This window comes from Streptomyces malachitofuscus (genome assembly GCF_055571035.1).
The window spans coordinates 154,080-173,342 of the sequence record NZ_JBVIGA010000017.1 but is presented as its reverse complement, the minus strand read 5'-3'; the positions used below and the strand labels follow the sequence as shown (position 1 = coordinate 173,342).

General features: G+C 70.9%; 20 protein-coding genes. 8 read left to right on the top strand and 12 right to left on the bottom strand.

What is annotated here, in order from left to right:
- Window positions 1–30 precede the first annotated feature (30 nt).
- The 4 genes from ACZ44S_RS24625 to ACZ44S_RS24610 form a co-directional block, all read right to left on the bottom strand.
- Complete coding sequence (locus ACZ44S_RS24625) at window positions 31–1,068, bottom strand: glycoside hydrolase family 6 protein (RefSeq protein ID WP_466932510.1); 1,038 nt, start codon at window positions 1,066–1,068, stop codon at window positions 31–33.
- 423 nt (window positions 1,069–1,491) lie between these two features.
- Entirely contained in the window at window positions 1,492–2,115 is a 624-nt protein-coding gene (locus ACZ44S_RS24620; protein ID WP_466932508.1) for a class F sortase, read from the bottom strand.
- A 98-nt stretch (window positions 2,116–2,213) separates the two neighbouring features.
- Window positions 2,214–2,993, bottom strand: coding sequence for an HAD-IIA family hydrolase (locus ACZ44S_RS24615; RefSeq protein WP_190164234.1), 780 nt, complete (start codon window positions 2,991–2,993; stop codon window positions 2,214–2,216).
- Window positions 2,994–3,271: 278 nt separating this feature from the next.
- Window positions 3,272–4,459, bottom strand: a complete 1,188-nt coding sequence (locus ACZ44S_RS24610; protein WP_466932505.1) for an ROK family transcriptional regulator — start codon at window positions 4,457–4,459, stop codon at window positions 3,272–3,274.
- Window positions 4,460–4,517: 58 nt separating this feature from the next.
- Between ACZ44S_RS24610 and ACZ44S_RS24605 the strand changes: the two genes are divergently transcribed.
- The gene (locus tag ACZ44S_RS24605; RefSeq protein ID WP_466932504.1) at window positions 4,518–5,585 is read left to right on the top strand and encodes a Gfo/Idh/MocA family protein; all 1,068 of its coding nucleotides are present in this window, start codon (window positions 4,518–4,520) and stop codon (window positions 5,583–5,585) included.
- The gene (locus tag ACZ44S_RS24600) at window positions 5,582–6,070 is read left to right on the top strand and encodes a heme-degrading domain-containing protein (RefSeq protein WP_466932502.1); all 489 of its coding nucleotides are present in this window, start codon (window positions 5,582–5,584) and stop codon (window positions 6,068–6,070) included. The genes ACZ44S_RS24605 and ACZ44S_RS24600 overlap by 4 nt, the downstream gene beginning before the upstream one ends.
- Before the next feature lie 99 nt (window positions 6,071–6,169).
- Here the strand turns inward: ACZ44S_RS24600 and ACZ44S_RS24595 are convergent, their stop codons facing one another.
- The 3 genes from ACZ44S_RS24595 to ACZ44S_RS24585 form a co-directional block, all read right to left on the bottom strand.
- Complete coding sequence (locus ACZ44S_RS24595; RefSeq protein ID WP_466932500.1) at window positions 6,170–7,027, bottom strand: fumarylacetoacetate hydrolase family protein; 858 nt, start codon at window positions 7,025–7,027, stop codon at window positions 6,170–6,172.
- Window positions 7,028–7,175: 148 nt separating this feature from the next.
- Entirely contained in the window at window positions 7,176–7,892 is a 717-nt protein-coding gene (locus ACZ44S_RS24590) for a YidC/Oxa1 family membrane protein insertase (protein ID WP_466932498.1), read from the bottom strand.
- Window positions 7,893–8,008: 116 nt separating this feature from the next.
- On the bottom strand, window positions 8,009–8,362 hold the full coding sequence (locus ACZ44S_RS24585) for a DUF6412 domain-containing protein (RefSeq protein ID WP_466932495.1): 354 nt from the start codon (window positions 8,360–8,362) through the stop codon (window positions 8,009–8,011).
- Between the two features lie 264 nt (window positions 8,363–8,626).
- Between ACZ44S_RS24585 and ACZ44S_RS24580 the strand changes: the two genes are divergently transcribed.
- Together ACZ44S_RS24580 and ACZ44S_RS24575 are read left to right on the top strand one after the other, a co-directional pair.
- The gene (locus ACZ44S_RS24580; RefSeq protein ID WP_190164227.1) at window positions 8,627–9,640 is read left to right on the top strand and encodes an SEC-C domain-containing protein; all 1,014 of its coding nucleotides are present in this window, start codon (window positions 8,627–8,629) and stop codon (window positions 9,638–9,640) included.
- Between the two features lie 126 nt (window positions 9,641–9,766).
- Window positions 9,767–10,225 (top strand): hypothetical protein, encoded by a 459-nt coding sequence (locus tag ACZ44S_RS24575; protein ID WP_466932493.1) that lies wholly within the window; start codon window positions 9,767–9,769, stop codon window positions 10,223–10,225.
- A 51-nt stretch (window positions 10,226–10,276) separates the two neighbouring features.
- Here the strand turns inward: ACZ44S_RS24575 and ACZ44S_RS24570 are convergent, their stop codons facing one another.
- Complete coding sequence (locus tag ACZ44S_RS24570) at window positions 10,277–10,642, bottom strand: iron chaperone (RefSeq protein ID WP_466932492.1); 366 nt, start codon at window positions 10,640–10,642, stop codon at window positions 10,277–10,279.
- Window positions 10,643–10,716: 74 nt separating this feature from the next.
- Entirely contained in the window at window positions 10,717–11,427 is a 711-nt protein-coding gene (locus ACZ44S_RS24565; protein ID WP_466932490.1) for a class I SAM-dependent DNA methyltransferase, read from the bottom strand.
- 146 nt (window positions 11,428–11,573) lie between these two features.
- Here ACZ44S_RS24565 and ACZ44S_RS24560 point away from each other — a divergent pair, with 146 nt between their 5' ends.
- From ACZ44S_RS24560 to ACZ44S_RS24550, 3 genes are read left to right on the top strand one after another with little or no spacing between them, the layout of a single operon-like run.
- Window positions 11,574–11,996, top strand: a complete 423-nt coding sequence (locus ACZ44S_RS24560) for a very short patch repair endonuclease (protein ID WP_466932488.1) — start codon at window positions 11,574–11,576, stop codon at window positions 11,994–11,996.
- A 22-nt stretch (window positions 11,997–12,018) separates the two neighbouring features.
- On the top strand, window positions 12,019–13,056 hold the full coding sequence (locus ACZ44S_RS24555) for a DNA cytosine methyltransferase (RefSeq protein ID WP_466932486.1): 1,038 nt from the start codon (window positions 12,019–12,021) through the stop codon (window positions 13,054–13,056).
- Window positions 13,053–14,582: a DNA cytosine methyltransferase gene (locus ACZ44S_RS24550; protein WP_466932484.1), complete on the top strand. Its 1,530-nt coding sequence runs from the start codon at window positions 13,053–13,055 to the stop codon at window positions 14,580–14,582. The genes ACZ44S_RS24555 and ACZ44S_RS24550 overlap by 4 nt, the downstream gene beginning before the upstream one ends.
- 9 nt (window positions 14,583–14,591) lie before the next feature.
- Here ACZ44S_RS24550 and ACZ44S_RS24545 read toward each other — a convergent pair whose 3' ends face one another.
- The 3 genes from ACZ44S_RS24545 to ACZ44S_RS24535 are packed head-to-tail and all read right to left on the bottom strand — an operon-like array spanning window position 14,592 to window position 18,615.
- Entirely contained in the window at window positions 14,592–15,467 is an 876-nt protein-coding gene (locus tag ACZ44S_RS24545) for a DUF6339 family protein (protein WP_466932482.1), read from the bottom strand.
- The gene (locus ACZ44S_RS24540) at window positions 15,464–16,459 is read right to left on the bottom strand and encodes a hypothetical protein (RefSeq protein ID WP_466932480.1); all 996 of its coding nucleotides are present in this window, start codon (window positions 16,457–16,459) and stop codon (window positions 15,464–15,466) included. The genes ACZ44S_RS24545 and ACZ44S_RS24540 overlap by 4 nt, the downstream gene beginning before the upstream one ends.
- A complete protein-coding gene (locus ACZ44S_RS24535; RefSeq protein WP_466932478.1) occupies window positions 16,456–18,615 on the bottom strand; it encodes a helix-turn-helix transcriptional regulator in 2,160 nt (719 codons plus the stop codon). Before ACZ44S_RS24535 ends, ACZ44S_RS24540 begins: the two co-directional genes overlap by 4 nt.
- 417 nt (window positions 18,616–19,032) lie before the next feature.
- On the opposite strand from ACZ44S_RS24535, the gene ACZ44S_RS24530 reads away from it, so the two are divergent.
- The gene (locus ACZ44S_RS24530) at window positions 19,033–19,263 is read left to right on the top strand and encodes a hypothetical protein (protein WP_466932476.1); all 231 of its coding nucleotides are present in this window, start codon (window positions 19,033–19,035) and stop codon (window positions 19,261–19,263) included.

The window sequence follows — 19,263 nt, the reverse complement described above, 5'->3', positions numbered from 1 at the left end:
CGCCTCACAGCGACCGGAACCACACGGGTTTCAGTCGCTGGCCTCGGCGAGATCCAGGGCGTAGTCCGCCCACCACTGGCCCGCCTTCGGGCCGCCCTTGCACTCGCCGTCCGACTCGCCGGGCCGCTTCACCCACAGGTAGGCGTCGACCAGCGGGTCCGCGGTGTCCACGGTCGGGGTCTCGCCGAGCGCGCGGCCGGGCGGGTTGCACCAGCGTTCGTCCGCGGCGCCCTCGGTGTAGGGGCCGTTGCCGTTGCGGCTGGTGTCGATGACGAACGGCTTGTTGCCGACCTTGGCGGAGAGCTGCTTGCCGTAGGCGATGGAGTCCTCGGTCGAGTAGAAGTTCGACACGTTCACCGCGAAGCCGTCGGCCTGGTCGATGCCCGCCCGCTTGAGCGGGTCGAAGATCTGGTCGGGGTTGCCCCAGCCCGCGTTGCCCGCGTCCAGGTACACCTTGGTGTTCTTCAGGCCCTTGAGCTTGGCGACGGCGCCGCTGAGGAGGTCGTAGCGTTCCTCGTGGAACTGCTGCGGGGTGCAGCCGTCCACCAGGTGCAGCACCGCGTCGGGCTCGAGTATCACCGTCGCCGGACGGTCCCCGATGCCCTGGGCGACCGCGTCGACGAACTCACGGTAGGCGTTGCCGTCGGCGGCGCCGCCCTGCGAGTACTGGCCGCAGTCACGGTGCGGGATGTTGTAGAGCACCAGCAGCGCGGTACGGCCGACCTTGTCGGCCCCCTCGGTGAGGCCGCGCACCTGCTCCTCGGGGTTCTCCGGACTGATCCACTCGCCGACGGGCTGCTCGGCGATCTTGCGGATCTGCTCGGCCTCGCCCTTCTTGCCGTCCTGCTGCAGTTCGGCGACCTTCCGCACGGCGAGACCCTCGGGGTTGACCCAGAAGGGGTCGGCCTCCTTCGGCTGCTGCGTGATGACCCCGCCGGCCCCGTCCCCCTGGCCTTCCCCCTTGTCGTCGCCGGAGGAGGAACACCCCGTGATCAGCAGTGCCGCCCCCAGCACCGCTGCGGACGCCCGCCTCCCGGCGAACGCCCCGACCCCCCTGCTGCCGTACATCCAACCCCCCTTGGGTGCACTTGTTCCATGTGTTCCGAGCCCCAATCCTGACATACGCTCCGCGGCACCCACGAGGCCGATCCCACCTTGTCCGTGAGCTGTTACAGCACGGTGCCCGGTGCGGGGCCGCACCGGCGTCGGCGGGGCCCGCGACCGCGGCCACCTGCGACGATCACGGACCGCTACGGGCACGGGACTTGGCGTCAATCACCCCTGGGCCCGGCTCCGCTTTCGTTCTAGAGTCGTGCGCACCGACCCGGCCGGGCGGCGCCCCTGTCCGGCCGGTGCTCCCGCGCTCCCCGGCTCCTCCCGGCCTCCCGCGCGGCCCGCCGGGTCACTCCCGCGGCCCGTGCCGTCCGCGCGGTCGAGGACCGGCCCGGTCGGCGGCCTCCGGGGAGCGGGCCGCCGGCCGGGCCAGGTGTCTCAGCCGCCGGCCGGGTACGCGGTGGCGATCACGTAGTCCACGCAGGCCCCGGCGCAGGCGATCAGCCGCAGCTCGGGCCGTCCGTCGCGGCGCGGGGCGTGGGCCTGCCGGGCGTCGTAGTGGTCCCGGTCGACGACCCGGACGTCCCGCACGGTGAACCCGGCGGTCTCGCCGTCCGCACCGACCACCCTGATCTCCTGTCCGACGGCGGGCGGGTTCCCGGCGTCACCGATCCGCCCCGCCATCAGCGCGGTGCCGGGAGCGCCCGGGGCCGCCCCGTCCGCGTACCAGGCGACCGCGCCGGGCGGGGGCGGCGCGAGGGCCCCGTGTTCGTCCGGACCGCGGGCGGTCACCGGAGCCCGTACACCGAGAGCGGGGATGTCGAGACGGCGCGGCACCGCGGTGGAGTGCGCGGGGGACGGGCGTCCGGCCGCCGCCATGTCGCCGGTCGCGGGCCCGGTCAGCCCGGCGGGCGCACCGGCCGGTGCCGGACCGCCCCACAGCCACAGCCCGAGCAGCAGCACCAGCCAGGCCACCCCGGCGAGCAGCCGTCCGGTGCCCGACGGGAGGCGTTCCTCCCGGCGACCCCCGTCCGCACGGAGAGTGATGCGCAGGGAACCCATCGTGAACCTCCAGACACACCTGGAGGGTCCCGCGCGGTCCTGGCACCCGCATCCCCGCTCCGGCGCCGACTGCTCCGTACGGGTGAACCGTGCCGGGATCAGACCAGGTCGACGATGTCCGCGATGGAGTCCACGACCTGCGAGGGGCGGTACGGGAAGTTCTCCACCTGCTCCGGCCTCGTCAGGCCGGTGAGCACCAGGAAGGTCTGCATCCCGGCCTCCATGCCGGCCAGCACGTCGGTGTCCATGCGGTCGCCGATCATCGCGCTGCTCTCGGAGTGGGCCCCGATGGTGTTGAGCCCGGTGCGCATCATCAGCGGGTTCGGCTTGCCCGCGAAGTACGGCTGCCTGCCGGTCGCCTTGGTGATCAGCGCGGCCACGGCGCCGGTCGCCGGGAGCGGTCCCTCGACGGAGGGGCCGGTCTCGTCGGGGTTGGTGCAGATGAAGCGGGCGCCGTCGTTGATGAGACGGACCGCCTTCGTCATGGCCTCGAAGGAGTACGTGCGCGTCTCCCCGAGCACCACGTAGTCGGGCTCGTGGTCGGTGAGGACGTAACCGATGTCGTGCAGCGCGGTGGTCAGTCCGGCCTCGCCGATGACGTACGCCGAGCCGCCGGGACGCTGGTCGTCCAGGAACTGGGCGGTGGCGAGCGCGGAGGTCCAGATGTTCTCGATCGGGACTTCCAGCCCCATGCGGCGCAGCCGGGCGTGCAGATCGCGCCCGGTGTAGATCGAGTTGTTGGTGAGGACCAGGAAGGGCTTGCCGGATTCGCGCAGCTTCTTGATGAAGGCGTCGGCGCCGGGGATCGGTACGCCCTCGTGGATCAGCACCCCGTCCATGTCGGTGAGCCACGATTCGATCGGCTTGCGGTCTGCCATGTGCGGGATCTCCTGCCGTACGCGTTCCTGCGTGCGCCCCAGCCTAAACAGCCCCGGATCATGAGGGAATGCCCCTGCGCAGCCGCGGGCAGTCGTGCCTCCCCCAGTGCCTCAACGGCCTGGGAGGTGCCCCCAGGGCGGCACGGGTGGGCGGTGGGGGTACCTCCCGCTCATGGGGGTCCCCCCGCCCGAGCGCAGCCGAGGGTGGGGGAGAAGCCGAGAGTGGGGGAGGCACCCCGCAAACGCCGGGCTGCGCAGACACCCCCCGGCCCACACCCTCACGCGTCCCCCCGCCCGAACACCGGCGCCAGCACCAGCTGCGCCGCCCCCTCCGCAACCCCGAGCACCCCACCCCCCGCGAGCCGCACCGGCACCGTCGCCTCCCCCGTACGCCCCGCCCGCGCCGCCAACACCGCCTGCACCCCCTCCAGGAACGTCTCCGCCGCCGCCTCGATCGTCCGCCCCCCGAGCAGCACGAGATCGATGTCCAGCAACCCCACGAGATTCGCCGCGGCCGCCCCCAGCACCCGCGCCGCCTCCTCCACCTCCCCCCGAGCCACCGCCCCCAGACAGAGCACCTCCACACACCCCCGGTCCCCGCACCCGCACGGCGGCCCGTCCAGCTGCACCACCTGGTGCCCGAACTCCCCCGCCCCCGTCCGCGGCCCCCGGTGCACACTCCCCCCGATCACCAGCCCCGCCCCGAGCCCCGTCCCCAGGTGCAGGTAGGCGAACGAACCGCCCACTCCCCCGACCGCCAGCCCCAGCGCCGCCGCGTTGGTGTCCTTGTCGACGACCACCGGCACATCCAGCCGCTCCGCCAGCGCGTCCCGCAGCGGGAAGCCGTCCCACTCGGGAAACCCCGTCACCCGGTGCAGCACTCCCCGCCGGTGATCGAGCGGCCCCGGCAGCGCCACCCCCACCCCGAGCGGCGCGCGCCGACTGCCGGCCATCTCCGCCCGCAGCGACTCGACGACCCCGGCCACGCCCGCGAGCACCGTGTCCGCCCCCGCCCCCAGGTCCAGCGGCGCCCTCCGCCGGGCCACCACCGTCCCGTCGAGGTCGACCAGCACCGCCCGTGTCTCGTCGCGGTCGAGATGCACACCCACGGCGTGCCCCGCCTCCGGCACCAGGCGCAGCACCGTGCGCGGCTTGCCGCCCGTGGACGCCCGGCGTCCGGCCTCCGCGGCGAGCCCGTCCTCCCGCAGCCGGGCCGTGATCTTGCTGACGGCCTGCGGGGTGAGCCCGGTCCGCTCGGCGAGTTCCAGCCGGCTGATGCCCTCCGTTCCGGCGGTCCGCAGCAGATCCAGCACGAGCGCGGTGTTGTGGCTGCGCAGGGCGAGCAGGTTCACCCCCAGCTGCCCGGCACCGCTCGCGCGCCCCGCGCCACCCGCACCGCTGCCCGCGCCGCCACCCGCACCGCTGCCCGCGCCGCCGCCCGCACCGCTGCCCTCGTTCGACCTCATCACCCGCCCATTCTCCCTCCCGCTTGCACTTTGGCAACAGCGTTGCGAAAGTAGTCCCATGACTGGCACTCCCCTCCGCGTCGGCCTCGTCGGCTACGGCCTCGCGGGCTCCGTGTTCCACGCCCCGCTGATCGCCGCGACCGAGGGCCTCGCGCTCGACACGGTGGTCACCTCGAACCCCGAGCGGCAGCAGCAGGCCCGCGCCGCGTTCCCGGACGCACGCCTCGCCGCGACCCCGGACGAGCTGTTCGACCGCGCCGACGAGCTGGACCTGATCGTCATCGCGTCCCCGAACAAGACGCACGTCCCGCTCGCCACCACCGCGATCGAGGCCGGGCTGCCGGTCGTCGTGGACAAGCCCGTCGCCGGTACGGCGGCCGAGGCCCGCGAGCTGGCGGCGCTCGCGGAGGAGCGCGGACTGCTCCTCTCCGTCTTCCAGAACCGCCGCTGGGACAACGACTTCCTCACCCTGCGCCGGCTGATCGACGAGGGCGGGCTCGGTGACGTGTACCGCTTCGAGTCCCGCTTCGAGCGCTGGCGCCCGCAGCTCAAGGGCGGCTGGCGCGAGTCCGGCGACCCGGCGGAGATCGGAGGTCTCCTCTACGACCTCGGCAGCCATGTCGTCGACCAGGCCCTGGTCCTCTTCGGCCCGGTGACCTCCGTGTACGCCGAGACGGACATCCGCCGTGAGGGCGCGCGGACCGACGACGACACGTTCATCGCGCTCACGCACGCCAGCGGCGTCCGCTCCCACCTCTACGTCTCCGCGACCACGGCCCAGCTCGGCCCGCGCTTCCGTGTCCTCGGCTCGAAGGCCGGCTACGTCAAGCACGGCCTCGACCCCCAGGAGGCCGCCCTGCGCGACGGCGCGCGTCCCGGCCCCGGCTGGGGCACGGAGCCCGAGGAGCTGTGGGGCCGCGTCGGCGCCGGCGAGTCCCCGGTGACCGGCGGCGGCACCGCCGTACCGACCCTCCCGGGCGACTACCCCGCCTACTACACGGGCGTGGCGCGTGCCCTCCTGGACGGCGCCCCCAACCCGGTGACCGCGCTGGAGGCGGCCGCCGCCCTCGACGTACTGGAGGCGGCCCGCCGCTCCGCCCACGAGAAGGTGACGGTGACGCTGTGACCACTCCCGAACTCACCCCGACCGTGGAGGAGCTCGAGGCCCAGGAACGCCGCCTGGTCTTCCGGCAGTTCACGTACGACGACGCGTGGGCGCTCGGCTCCCTGCTGGTGGAGATGGCCCGGGAGCGCCAGGCTCCCGTGGCCATCGACATCCACCGCTCCGGCCAGCAGCTCTTCCACGCCGCCCTGCCCGGTTCGGCCCCCGACAACGACGCCTGGATCGCCCGCAAGCGCCGGGTGGTGGAGCGCTACGGCTCGGCCTCCTACCTGGTGGGCGCCCGCCACCGCGCCAAGGGCACGACCTTCGAGGCCTCCTCCCGCCTCGACCTCGACACCTACGCGGCCCACGGCGGCTCCTTCCCCATCACGGTGGAGGGCGCAGGCGTCATCGGAGCGGTGACGGTCTCAGGCCTCCCCCAACTCGAGGACCACAAAATGGTGGTGGAAGCCCTGGACCACTACTTGACCCAGGCCCAGGAGGCTTAGGGGCGCGGGGAACTGCGCGAACGGGGTCTGGGGCGGAGCCCCAGGAACGGGACGGGAAGGGGCGGCGGGGGCGAAAAACACCCCCACCCCCCTCCCCCCTCACGCCCCCTCGAACACCTGCCGCTGCCGCCCCAGCCCCCCGACCTCCAGCTCCACCACATCCCCCGCCCGCAGATACGGCTTCGGCTCGGCCCGCCCCATCGCCACCCCCGCCGGCGTCCCGGTGTTGATCACATCCCCGGGATAAAGCGTCATGAAATGACTGACGTACCGCACGACCTCCCCCACCGGAAAGATCTGATCAGCGGTCGACCCGTCCTGCTTGAGCTCCCCGTTCACCCACAGCCGCAGCGACAGATCCTGCGGATCACCCACCTCGTCCGCCGTCACCAGCCACGGCCCCAACGGGTTGAACGTCTCGCAGTTCTTCCCCTTGTCCCAGGTCCCGCCCCGCTCGATCTGGAACTCCCGCTCGGAGACGTCGTGCGCGACGGCGTACCCGGCGACGTGCGCGAGCCCTTCCTCCGCCGACTCCAGATACCGCGCCGTCCGCCCGATCACGACCGCCAGCTCGACCTCCCAGTCGGTCTTGACCGACCCGCGCGGCACCAGCACCGTGTCGTTCGGACCGACGACCGTGTCCGCCGCCTTGAAGAAGATCACCGGCTCGGCGGGCGGCTCGGCCCCCGTCTCACGGGCGTGGTCGTGGTAGTTGAGCCCGATGCACACGATCTTGCCGATGCGCGCCAGCGGCGGTCCGATCCGCAGCCCCTCCTCGTCCAGCGCGAGCAGTTCGCCCGTGTCGGCGGCGGCGCGGATCCGGTCGAGCGCCGCCCCGTCGGCGAGCAGAGCCCCGTCGATGTCGGCGACGAGCCCCGAGAGGTCCCGCAGGATCCCCTCGGAGTCGAGCAGCGCGGGCCGCTCCTGTCCCTCCGTACCGACTCGCAGCAGCTTCATGGTCACGTCTCCCTCGATCGCGGGGCCCGTCCGACGGAAACGATCCGGATGCGGCGGGGCGCAGCCGTCGGAGGACTGGTCGATCCTCCAAGTCGGCGGTGCACTCCGCAAGACCCGGTTCACGTACTGGACCGTGCGTGAACGGCGTTCACCGGTAGAGCACGGCCCGCTCCACGACGCTCCAGGTCGTGCTCGTCGCCATGTAGAGCCCGGCCGCCAGCGGCATGACGGCGACGGTGACGAGCGTGAGGAACGACATGAACGGCATCACCTTGGTCACCGCGCCAAGTCCCGGCACCTGCTCGCCGTCCCCCGCGCCGGCTGCCATCGGCTGGGCGGCCATCATGCGCCGCGACAGCCGGTAGCTGAACCAGGCGACCACCGCGACGACCGCGAACAGCCCGAGATAGACGAGCCCCGCCCCGCCGAACACCCCGCCGTCCCCGAGCGCGTCCGCCCACCGTCCGCCGAGCGGAGCGTCGAGCAGCCGGTGTCCGAGGAGCTCGTTGGCGCGTCCGCCGATCGTCTCGCTGGAGAACAGGTGGTACAGCAGGAAGAACGCGGGCAGCTGGAAGAGGCTCGGCAGACAGCCGGACAGCGGCGACACCTTCTCCGCGGTGTGCAGTTCCAGCACGGCCCGCTGGAGCTTCTCGGGGTTGTGCCGGTGCTTGCGGCGCAGCTCGGCGATGCGCGGCTGGAGCGCCACCCGGGCCTTCTGCCCGCGCGCGGCGGCCCGGGAGAGGGGGTGGACGAGAAGGCGTACGAGCGCGGTGAACAGGACGATCGCGGCGGCCGCCGCGGAGAGGCCGAACAGCGGCTGGAGCAGGTCGGCCAGGTGGTCGACAAGGCTTGCGAAGACGGACATGGGTGAGCCCTCCGGGGGTCTCGTCGTGCCGGAAGTACCGGAAGAACCGGGGTGGGGAATGACGGCAGGACGACCCGCAGCGGGGCACGGTGAACGAACGAGCGTGAAGAAGTGCCCTACGCGGCGGTCGCCGGGAGGGCGTGTCCGGGCGCTCGGGGCCGGGTGCGTCCCTTGGCGTCGGGATCGCGTTGGGGCAGGAAGGCGGTACGCCGGTCCCGGTCGCGGATGGCCGTGCGCACCCGGGTGGGCGGGACGGCGGGCGCGCAGCGCGCGGCGACGAACGCGCAGACGGAGAGCGCGGTGCCGGCCGCGGCGGTCGCGGCGAGCGCGACGTCGACCACGGAGAGGCCACCGGCGGCGGGCAGCAGGAGCAGCACGACCGGGAGCAGCGGGAGGAGCACGGCGAAGCCGGAACGCACGGTCACCCGATGACGGATCACCCGTGGCCCCCCTCCCTGTCGCTGTCTCATGGAGCCGTGTCGAACCTGCCCCTACCGGAGTTATACCGGATCGCGGGTCCGGATCGAGTCCGGGCCCCGGCACCACCTCAACGTCCGGCCGGGCACGACGGTTCCGCGGCCGGTGTGCCGGACGCCACGGGCACGGACATCGCAGCAACGGTCCCGGCGCTGGTGGTGGAGGTGACAGTCAGGGAGCGACAGAACGGTCCTGGCGCGGACCGCCCGCCCCTGCGCTCTCACCCCCTGTCACCCGTCGGCAGTACGGTGTCCCCCATGCGCCCCGACACGCCTGCCGAAAACGTCGACCACACCGCCGAAGCCGCCCGACTGGAGCGGACCGCCGATCTCTACCCCGAGGACGCCGAGGCCCTGCTCCTGCGAGCCGCCGCCCACCGCGAACTCTCCGGCGACCGCCCCGCCGCGACCGCCCTCTACGACCGGCTCCTGGCCTCTTCCCAGGAACTGGACGCCCCGTACCTGGTCCGGGCCCTCAAAGCCTCGAACCTGTGGGAGTACGGCCACGAGGCGGAGGCCCGCGCGATCATCACCGGCATCCGCGCGGCCGCCCCGCGCGACCCCGCCCCCTGGGTGATCGTCGCGGAGTCCCTGGAGTCGCACGACGAGCTGGAACAGGCACACGAGACGTTCACGCAGGCGGTACGCCTCCTCCTGACCGAGGGGACCACCCCTCCCCGCGCCACCCACCCGCTCCTCCTCGGCCGCCACCGCGTCCGGCGGATGCTCGGCGCGGCGCACGACGAGTGGGACGCCCTGGCGGACACCGTCCACACCCTGCCGATCACCCTGGACGAACTCCACGACCCCAAGCGCGTGTGGTCGCTCGGCTCGGAGAACCCGGCGGAACTGGAGGCGGAGATCGTCCGCCTGCGCGCGGAGCTGGGCGCGTTCCGCGAGGCCCTGTCCCGCCCGTTCCCGGTGGCGGTCCTGCACTGGCCGGCCAACGAGCTGACGGAACTGACGGAGGCGTACCCGGACCTGGCGGAGGAGTACCCGTCCTACGACGCCCACCTGGCGACCATAGAGGCGGCTCTGCGCGAGCTCGCGTCGTCGGGCACACCGAACCTGGGCATCGTCACGGGCACGGTCCCGTCGTACGAGGCCTTCGCCGCCTCGGAGCTCAGCTCCCCCGCCGACCCGGCCCTGCTCCCCCAGTACGCCACCACCCTGGCGGCCCGGGGCCGCGCGGTGGCATGGCCCCCGGAGCGGACGGCGGCGTGCTGGTGCGGCTCGGGCCGGCCGTACGGGGAGTGCCACGGAGCCGACTGACCGGCCGTGCGCGTCCGTCCCCTGAATCTCGGCGAACGGACGCCCAGGTGCACCACCGGCCGGAACCGGCGCCCGACCGCATCCGTCTCCCTGGGGACGACTGAAATCGGCTTCGGGGGAGGCCACATGGACCAGCCATGGGTCACGATCACGCTCGTCATGGCCGCCGCCGCGACGGCCTGGGGCGCCCACGTCCTGCGCGACGCCCTGCGCCGGAGGCGGGCCCTGCACCGCCTCGGCGTCCGGGGCGTCCGCACCCGCGGCGAGGTGGCCCGCAGCGCCCGCCGCGAGGGCCCCACGATCCATCCCCCGCAGGTCCGCTATCACGCCCCGCCCGTCGACCGCCCCGACGCCCCGCCCACCCAGACCTACCGCCGCACCCCGCTCAACCACGAGTCCCACCCCCTGCACGCGGGCATCCCGGTCGTCCTGCGCTACGACCCGAGGGACCCACGCCGGGTGGTCGTCGTCCACACGAAGGACGGCAGGCCGGGGAGGGTGTCGTACTCGGCGACGGCGCATCTCGCCTGGGGGGTCTTCTTCGTGCTGTTCGGGGTGGGGATGGGCATGGCGGCGTTCCTGTGAAGCGGCCGTCCGGGACGGCGGCTCACTCCCCGCCGGCGCGCCGACCGTCACTCAGCAGACGGCACCCGGCGCGGCCGCGGTGGCCCGCAGCAGATCCCGCACCAGCTCGAAATCCACACCCTCCGGCCTGCGGAACCGCAGACACCCCTTGCCCATGTTCTGTCCGGCCAGCCGCTCCTCGAACGCATCCCGGACGTCGCCGCGCATCAGATAGAACGAGATGTACTGCTTCTGACTCGCGAACGCGATCTCCGCGACCCCGCCCCGCTCATACACCGGCATCCCGTACGCCATGACCTCGTCGAACCCCTTGAGCTCGGCCCGACACAGCTGCCGCAACCTGACGAGAACGTCCCTGCGCTCCTCGGGGGCCTCGGCCAGGTAGGCGTCGACGTCTGCTGCGCTGCTCTGCACCATGTGGGGAGTCTATGGCGACCGGCGATGCTCGCTCCTGCACGACCTGGAAGCGCTTCGTCAGCAGGTCAGGGCACTCAGCACTCACTTCTGAGACGTCTCGGGGGCTGAGAGGTCAAGCCGGCCTCCTCGGTGGTCGGCTTGTGGGCGAGGAAGCTTGCGCTCTTCCACTTCAACTCCTCGTCGGGCTCCTGCACCAGCTGAGCGTCGATGGTGAACCCGGCCTGGTCCAGCAAGCGCGCGAGCCGGTCGGTGGGCAGGCGATACGACTCGAAGGACACGGCGTGGCCGCCGTAGGCCTGCGTGGGGCGGCGATGCTCACCTGAACCCACGTGGCCGACGAGGAGAAGATGTCCACCCGGCGCCAGGGTGCGGTGGAACTCGGCGAACACGACTGGCAGCAGCTCGGGAGGCGTGTGGTGGGTGGAGCAGAAGGCCAAGATGCCACCGAGCGCGCCCTCTGCGAACGCCAGGGCGGTGATGGAGCCCACCAGGAACGGCAGGTCTGGAAAGGCGGTTCGCGCGAGTCCGATCATCTTCGGGGACACGTCGAGGCCGATTGGCGATACCCCGAGGCCCGCCAGGTGCGCCGTCACCTTGCCCGGACCGCAGCCCAGGTCTGCGACCGGTCCTCGGTCGGATGCCTGTACGAGTTCAGCGAACGCGGTCAGCGTCGAGCGTGACAACGGGTCCAGCTCGGACGGTGGCTTGACGAGGGCGGCGTAGGCGTCAGCCACGGTGTCGTACGACTCCCGGACAGCGGCTGGGTAGGAAGGCTCATCAGTCATACGGTGAATCCAGGGAAGCATGTGGGAGAAGCACGCGGGCCTGGTCAGCCTGGGTGCGCGCGGGCTGCCTCCCGCGCCATCCGTGGCGCCGGCAGAATGCTGGTGTGCCTGGTGCTGTCCCTTCCTCCCCCAGCGTCTCCGCCCGCATGAGTCGCCAGAACTCTCGCGACACGGTCCCGGAGGTGGCGGTGCGGAGGATTCTTCATGCCGCGGGGTTCCGATACCGAGTGAACGTGCCCGTGCCGGGCATGTCCCGACGGACGATCGACATCGTCTTTCCCAGAGCCAAGATCGCGGTGTTCCTTGACGGTTGCTTCTGGCACGGGTGCCCCGAGCATGCGACGAGCCCCAAGGCCAACGCGGAGTGGTGGCGCCGCAAGCTGGACCGGAACATGGCACGGGACCAGGAGACCACTGGACATCTCACGTCCGCGGGATGGACCGTTCTACGGTTCTGGGAACACGTCCCGCCCGACGAGGTGGCGGCGGCAGTGCAGGCCACGGTGACGCTGAAGAAGCGGGGCGAGGGGAGCCCCGAGGAGAGTGCGGGACCGTCGGACCGTATGTAACGCGGGGGAAGAGGGGGGACACATGGCTGACCCGTTGGTTTTCGTGGACGTCTGCGCGGGCGCGGGCGGTCTTGCCTCGGGGCTGGAGAGCGCCGGCTTCTCACCGGCGCTGCTGCTCGACAACAAATCTCAGGCCTGCGAGACCTTGCTGGCCAATCGTCCGCAGTGGAACGTCGTCTGCGAGGACCTGATCGACTTCCTACCGGAGGAGCATCCCGAGGCCCTGGACGTCGATCTCCTCTCGGCGGGACTTCCCCGAGTGAAGGCTTCCGCCGCAGTGGGACGTGGGGACAGCGAGCCCGAGTTGCGGTTGCTCAAGGCCGCTGTCTACCTGGTCCACGCCGTCCAGCCGCGCGCCCTGCTGCTGGAGAACATGCCCGCCCTCGTCGACTCGCCCCTGTACGCGGACATCAGGTCGTTCATCGAGGCGGAGCTGACGCATCTCGGCTACGACTTCCACTGGTTCGTGTTGAATGCGGCCGATTTCGGCGTCCCGCAGGAACGGTTGCAAGGCGTTCTGGTGGCGCTCAAGAAGCCGTGGGCCCGCACCTTCGCTCCTCCTACCCCGACGGTGAGCGAACACGTCTCGGCCGGTCGGGCGCTTCGTCGCTCGATGGGCGCCCGGGGCTGGGCCGAGGCGGACGCCTGGGCGGATCAGGCGCGGGCCGTGGCACCGACGCTCGTCGGCGGCTCGGACAACAGGGGCGGGCCGGACCTCGGTCCGACCGGCACGAAGCGTGCCTGGGCACGAATGGGGGTGAACGCCGGTGCGTTCGCCGACGAGGTGCCGGGGCCGGACTACGTGTGGCCGCGTTCGAACGACGTCTCAGAGATGCTGAAGATCACGGTGGACCAGGCGGCCGTACTCCAGTCGTTCCCACCGGAGTGGCGGATCACGGGACGGAAGACAGCTCGTTACCGACAGATCGGACACGCGACTCCTCCGCCCGTGGGCGCAGCGCTCGGCGCAGCCATCTCGGCCGCGCTTCGGTCGCCCGCGGGAGCACAGGCAAAGGGGGGAACGGCACCCCCGATCGCCGGCTACACTTCAAGCCCATGAGTCACATCGAGAACGCACCGCCCCCACCTGCGGGTTTCCGCATCTTGGATCTGTTCGCGGGGCCGGGCGGACTGGATGTGGCAGCTGATGTCCTGGGGTATCAGGTCACCGGCATCGAATGGGACGACGACGCATGCGCCACCCGCGAGGCCGCGGGGATGGACACCTTCCACGGCGACGTGAGGAAGTACAGTGCATCGCACTTTCCCCACGCACAGGTGTTGACTGGGGGGCCTCCCTGCCAGACCTTCACCGTGGCGGGCCACGGTGCAGGTCGCAGAGCCCTGGACGATGTCCTCGGGTACATCGAACGCCTGCATGCCGTCGTGAGCGGGGACGAGACGAAGTGGGAGGACATCTCCCGCACCTGGCGGGAGATCACCGAGGAACTCGGGGAAAAGGCCGCCGAGGCCAAGCGGATCAAGGCCGAGAAGCGCGAGGTCGACGCTCTCCGTGCGGTGGAACGCAAGGCCATCCGGAAGAGCCTCCAGGAGGACGGCAGTTCCCAGGAGAGAATCGATCGCGTTCTGAAGGCACTCAGGGCCTCGAGGGATCTCGCTCCCGAGGACGCGGACCTCAATGACCTGGTCGCGCAGTACAGCTCCCTGGGAGCCGTGCTGAAGAGCAAGAAGGCCGAACTCGAAAAACTGGGCGACGAGCGGACGGGGTTGGTCCTCCAACCGCTGTGGTGGGTGATCGAGCGGTCCCGACGCCCAGGGCTGGAGCCCTTCGAGGCCGTGATCCTGGAGCAGGTCCCGGCTGTCATGCCGGTGTGGGAGAAGTACACCGAGGTGCTCGCCACCCTCGGCTATCGGACGAGGACGCAGCTGATGTTCACCGAGGCGTTCGGGGTCCCGCAGACCCGCAAGCGCGCGGTGCTCATGGCCCGGCGCGGTGAGGCCGAGATCCCCGAGGTGGCCGAGACCCATGAGCGCTACCGTCGCCCTGTTCCCACCCGGGCGTCGAAGGAGGAGGGTGCCCTCCTCTGGGACCCCGAGGAGACGGCCGTGGACAGGACTCCGAAGAAGTCATGGGTGTCCATGGAGACGGCTCTCAAGAAGGCACGGAGCATCGCGCCCGATCTTCCGGACCGCCCCGCCTTCACCGTCGTCTCGAACTACGGGACCGGCGGCGACCCCGGCGCGCGGGGCGAACGCGACCACGACGCGCCGTCCGCGACGATCACGGGAAAGGTGTCCCGGAACCGGCTGGTGCACAAGGACACGAAAGAGGACCTCCCGGAAGAGTGCGCCCGGTTCACCTTCGCGGAGGCCGGAGTGCTCCAGACCTTTCCGGTCGCATACCCCTGGAGCGGCAAGGACCAGCCCCAGCAGATCGGCAACGCCGTGCCGCCCCTACTCGCCCTGCACGTGCTGCGGCACGTCCTCGAACCCGAATTGTCGGACGAACAGGCGCGCGCCAGGCTGGAGCAGGCCGTCGCGGATCTGGAGGCCTGGCGGCCCGGCGAGCCGGCGAAGGTACGCGAGCACGGTGAGTGGGAAGGGCACCCGCTCACCGGCAAGTGACCCCTCCTCTCAGCCCTGCGGTGTCCGTCCCCTGACCGGTGCCGTCTCGAAGAGGTCGGCGAAGTACTCGGTGAGCTTCGCCACCGAATCCTCCCGGACGGGTTCCTCATCCGGCCCGGTGGGCAGAACGTGCCGGGGCACGGGCGGCGCGGACTCGGCATCCGCGATCCACTGGCGCAGCGCCCCGGGTTCGCGTGGCTCGTCCTCGGCGAACGCGTCGTAGATCACAGTGGCGCCGGCGGTGTTGATCGCCGTGATCAGCCCGTTGATCTCCCGCCCGGTGGTGGCGATGCCTCGTTCCAGGATCCGCACCAGGGCCTGAGCCGTGGGCCTGTGGTCCACCAGGCTCACGCGCAGGGCGTTGTGAATGAGGTCCTGGTTGGAGCAGGCCCTCACCACCGGCGTGTAGTCGGCGCCGTTGCGGAACATCTCCGCCGCCCACCACAACCGGGAGAAGCACTGACGGTCCGGAGCGCCCTTGAACCGGACCGGGTTGATGCGGGGAACCTTGCCCTCCGAAGCCGTCGGGGGGTGCCTCCACGCCACGTAGTCCGGCGCGACGGCCAGCGCGATGTGGTTCCAGATCCTCTTGTCCGCGGCTTCCCGCCGGGTGAGGCGGAGCGTCGCGTGCAATCGGGGCGCCAACCAGCCGTCGGCGTCCGTCCGATTCTCCTTGAACTGGAACATCGCGTCGTCCACCAGGTCCCTCAGCGGCTCCACCGCCCACCTGGCGTCGTCCTCCGGCAGGCGCTCGACGACCTTGGCCAGGTCGACACCGCCGTGTCCCTGCACCCCTCTGAGAAGGTCCTCGGTGAGGAAGGGGTCGGCGGCGGCTCCGGACAGGAGACCGAGCCGCTCGGGAACGTGATGGGGCTTCTCGATCACTCGCTGTCCTCTCGGTTCATCTGCTGCAACGCGCGCAGGGCGGTGGCGACCGCCTTGCTCGCACCCGCGCGACGTACGGCGGCGTAGTGGATTCGGGTCTGCAGTTCCACCCAGCCGGCGTCGTCGGTCCGCCGTCGATGGACCCGGCGCAGTGCCTCCTCGACGTGCAGCCCCGGGGCCACGTCGGGGAGCATCTCCCGCAGAACCTCTCCCCTCCAGTCGGTGGGGAAGACCGGCGAGCCGTCCGGTTCGACCTCCAGATCGCCCACGGCACTGTGGAACACCGCAGTCCAGACATCCGTGGCCATCTGGGAGAGCAGGAGTTCGTGAATCTTGTTCTCGATCCCGCCGCCATTGCCGCCCAGGAGGTCCGAGAACCCCTCGACGTCCGTATTGATCATCACGAGTGGCAGTCGACCCGAGGTGTCGATCACCCACGGCACGTCGGCGTAGGGACGCAGCCACTCCCTCGCGCTCTTGGAGAAGCCGGCCTGCTTCACGTCGAGCCGCAGGCCGCCCAGCGGCTCTTCGGCGACCACGTCGACGGTCCAGTCCGCATCGGTCTCGGTGATCGACCGCCCTTCCACGCCGTCGACGGTGGCGACGGCGTAGGCGGCGAGACTCGCACGTCCCGCGTGGTCGTCCCGGAGCACCTCGATCTGACCCGACCACTCCTTGCTGTCCGGAGCGTCCTGCCGCAGCTCCACGGTGGTTCGAAGATTGGTGTCCCCGTCGGTCAGCACCGCCAGGACTCGCAGGTCGCTCCACGGGGCGTCCGCGTCGGTGGCGCCGGGAGGCAGGGTGGCGGAGAGACCGATCCTGGCCGAGATCCAGTCCTCGTGCTGGGCCACGCCCAGAGCCACGGTCCGCTGCGGAACGGAATAGGCGGAGGTGTCCAAGGGGTCGAAGGTGCCATCGGGCAGCTTGAGCGTCGCCGACGTCACCCGTAGGGCGATCGGACGGTTGAGTCGCTTGTACGGGTAGAACTTCATGCCTCACTCCCCTGCGCACCGGCACGGAGTTCCAGAACGAGCCGCGTGAATTCGCTGCGTACCGGATGGCTGGTGACGTCGGTGAAGCCCCTGAAGACGGCTCGGCGGGCATGCGGTGCGAAACGTAGTGCTCCGCCCTCGACCTCGCATCCGTCCACGGCGACCAACTCGGCCCAGTCGAGCTTCGGCCGGCTGCCGGATCGGACGTCCAACAGGACCACCGGGCTCATCGCGGGCAGCTCGTCGGCGCGCGGCAGTTTCACCTCTGCGGTGATCCTCCACTCCCCGGCGGCCCCGATCTCGGCGGTCAGCCCGTCCAGCTCAGGCAGCGTCGGGCCGGAGGCTCGCTTGGGAGCAGAGGTCTTGCGTTGCACGGTGAGCTTCTTGCGCAGCTTGGCGTTCTCCTGCGACCCGGCGCTCTTCGGCCGGACCACCAACTCCTTCACCGCCGCGTTGACCTCGGTGGTCAACCTGGAGATCCGATAGTGCGCGCTGTGCGACCACCGCAGGGTCAGCTCCTCGGTCTGGCCCCAGCGGTCGTGCTCGGGTGGTTCGGCGGCGCGCAGGAACTCCTCCGCCTCCACCGCGAAGGGTGCCGACTCGCCTGCGGCCTGTCCGACCAGGAGAACCGCTTGGAAGGTGTTGACGCCCAGAGGCAACCCACTGACGCCGGCCTTCCTGACGGTCATGCGGTTGCCGCGCAACGAGTGCACCTGATTCGGCACGCCGTCCCTGTCCTCCGCCTCCGTGACCAGCAGGACCCCCTGGTGGATGCCGAGCGTTCCCCGGCGTCCTCCGGCGAGGGGCAGACGAAGCGGAACGTTGCGGAGCGCCACCTGGCCGGCCTGGGTGAGCCGGTCCACAGTCGTCCCCTCGTAGAAGGCCCGCAACGCCCGAGTACGTGAGGGCTGCGTGACGCCGGGGTCGACCTTTTCCTCCGGGATGACGACCTCGCCATTGCGCAGTGTCCGGACGGACGTCTCCAGCAAGGGGAGTCTGCTGCCCCCGCCGGTCATGGCCGCCCAGAAGTCCCGGCCCAGCGCCTCGACGAGGCGGCGGTGCATGACGGTGATGTCACGAGTCCCGTCGTCCTCGCTGCCACCGTTCTCGTCCTCGTCGATGACCGAGTCCGCCTTGTCCGACGCGAGACTCGCCACGTCGTGGGCGCCGACGATGAGGAAGGACGTTCCCGGCTCGTCGCTGTCGCGGGCGAGGTGAAGTCGTTCGACCGTCTCCGTGTCCGCCCACCACGAGCGGACCACCTCCGCGCCGGGCGTCTCGGGGTCGGGGCGCCCCAACCAGGCGGGGCCCGCGCACTCTCGGCCCTCGACGGAGCGCCACGGAAGTTCCAGTCGTCCGATGACACGGCGTTCGGTGCGGCCCTCATGGGGAACGGAGAGCGTGGAATTGATCAGGACCATGCCGAGCGCGCTGGTCGCCCAGAGGGTCGCCTTGCCGAGGCCGTACGAACCGCCCGCGCTGCTACCCGACTTGAGACTCTCCAACTGCCGGCGGACGACGGCCGCGAACTTTCCGTCGTCGTAGTCGTCACCGGTGAGCCCCGAGGCGTTGTAGTCGTCGACGCGCAGAAGGATCAGGCGGCCCTTCTCGAACATGTCGCGCACTCCGGCGTCCACGACCCGTCCGACCTTCTGATCGGCGGCTGTCTCCGAGACCGCCAGGTAGTGGGGTTGGAGTTCGTCCCAGAGGATCGCGGCGCGGAACGCCTCCAGAGGCTCGCCGGTCAGTTCGTGGATCGTGTAGCGCACGCGGACCGGGCGCCCGTTCTCCACGAGGCGCTCGTCGAGACTGTTCTGGCAGGTCTCCCGCGCGAGCACCTGGACGTCCGCGTCAAAGGCGAACGCGGCGGCGTTCCCGCCGTCCCGGCCGCCGTCCCGGTAGCCGGGGCGGTGGTACCAGGTGATGGGCAGACCGGCCTGCGTGTCGGTGGTGCGGGTGTGAATGGTGCCCAGGTCCGTGCCCAGCGCCCTGGCGATCTCGCCCATGACGGTCGGACGCGGGACCGAACGCTTGGTGATCCACGCAGAGACGGCGGCTCGGGTCAGTCCCAGCTCTTCCGCCAGCTCCGCCTGCGTCATACCCGCGATCTTGAGCTGACGGGCCAACCAGGGCCCGAACTCCTCGCCGGCCTCCATCTGGCCTCCCGCTCTTCACCGTTGTCGTTGTGCCCAGGGTCCCGGACAGGCTAATTTGACACGGCGACGAGCGTCAACTGTCGCTTGACGAAGCGCCGACCGCCTCGATCACCAGTCCGGCTGTCCACTTCATCCAGTAAGTCCCGAAACGTCGAGGAATCCAACGAGTTGCACCCGAGATGCGATTCGCAGTCGGGAACATCCAGTGAAGCGGAATCCCCAACTCCCCTAAATCGAGCCGGGATTGGGAGTGACACGATCGAGTGAATCCTCTAGGATCCTGACGGCGGCACTGTCCGCCTCGCTCGGAACGACACCCCTGCGACAAGGGGTGAGGTGTATCCAATTCCACTCGCTCACCCCGAACGCGCTCATGGTGCGGGGATCCTCGAAACGACCGGAGGAACCGAAACAGCTATGGAAGACCCTCCCGGGGAGACGGAACTCCCGTACGACACGCCCCCGTACTCGATGCGCGAAATCGATTCCATTTACTTGGCCCTCTTCACGGCCGGTTCAACCACGGAGCGTAAGCAGATCCTCACCTGGTACGGCTTATCGATCGAGCACGCCCGCGAACTCTTCCGCGGCCTTCCCGGATCCCTCGATCCGACCGCCTCGGACGACTTCGACGTCGACGACGACTGA

Coding starts and splice junctions, on each gene's coding strand:
- ACZ44S_RS24625 (WP_466932510.1), bottom strand. CDS start 1,068: ATGTACGGCAGCAGGGGGGTCGGGGCGTTCGCCGGGAGGCGGGCGTCC.
- ACZ44S_RS24620 (WP_466932508.1), bottom strand. CDS start 2,115: ATGGGTTCCCTGCGCATCACTCTCCGTGCGGACGGGGGTCGCCGGGAG.
- ACZ44S_RS24615 (WP_190164234.1), bottom strand. CDS start 2,993: ATGGCAGACCGCAAGCCGATCGAATCGTGGCTCACCGACATGGACGGG.
- ACZ44S_RS24610 (WP_466932505.1), bottom strand. CDS start 4,459: ATGAGGTCGAACGAGGGCAGCGGTGCGGGCGGCGGCGCGGGCAGCGGT.
- ACZ44S_RS24605 (WP_466932504.1), top strand. CDS start 4,518: ATGACTGGCACTCCCCTCCGCGTCGGCCTCGTCGGCTACGGCCTCGCG.
- ACZ44S_RS24595 (WP_466932500.1), bottom strand. CDS start 7,027: ATGAAGCTGCTGCGAGTCGGTACGGAGGGACAGGAGCGGCCCGCGCTG.
- ACZ44S_RS24590 (WP_466932498.1), bottom strand. CDS start 7,892: ATGTCCGTCTTCGCAAGCCTTGTCGACCACCTGGCCGACCTGCTCCAG.
- ACZ44S_RS24585 (WP_466932495.1), bottom strand. CDS start 8,362: ATGAGACAGCGACAGGGAGGGGGGCCACGGGTGATCCGTCATCGGGTG.
- ACZ44S_RS24580 (WP_190164227.1), top strand. CDS start 8,627: ATGCGCCCCGACACGCCTGCCGAAAACGTCGACCACACCGCCGAAGCC.
- ACZ44S_RS24575 (WP_466932493.1), top strand. CDS start 9,767: ATGGACCAGCCATGGGTCACGATCACGCTCGTCATGGCCGCCGCCGCG.
- ACZ44S_RS24570 (WP_466932492.1), bottom strand. CDS start 10,642: ATGGTGCAGAGCAGCGCAGCAGACGTCGACGCCTACCTGGCCGAGGCC.
- ACZ44S_RS24565 (WP_466932490.1), bottom strand. CDS start 11,427: ATGACTGATGAGCCTTCCTACCCAGCCGCTGTCCGGGAGTCGTACGAC.
- ACZ44S_RS24560 (WP_466932488.1), top strand. CDS start 11,574: ATGAGTCGCCAGAACTCTCGCGACACGGTCCCGGAGGTGGCGGTGCGG.
- ACZ44S_RS24555 (WP_466932486.1), top strand. CDS start 12,019: ATGGCTGACCCGTTGGTTTTCGTGGACGTCTGCGCGGGCGCGGGCGGT.
- ACZ44S_RS24550 (WP_466932484.1), top strand. CDS start 13,053: ATGAGTCACATCGAGAACGCACCGCCCCCACCTGCGGGTTTCCGCATC.
- ACZ44S_RS24540 (WP_466932480.1), bottom strand. CDS start 16,459: ATGAAGTTCTACCCGTACAAGCGACTCAACCGTCCGATCGCCCTACGG.
- ACZ44S_RS24535 (WP_466932478.1), bottom strand. CDS start 18,615: ATGGAGGCCGGCGAGGAGTTCGGGCCCTGGTTGGCCCGTCAGCTCAAG.
- ACZ44S_RS24530 (WP_466932476.1), top strand. CDS start 19,033: ATGGAAGACCCTCCCGGGGAGACGGAACTCCCGTACGACACGCCCCCG.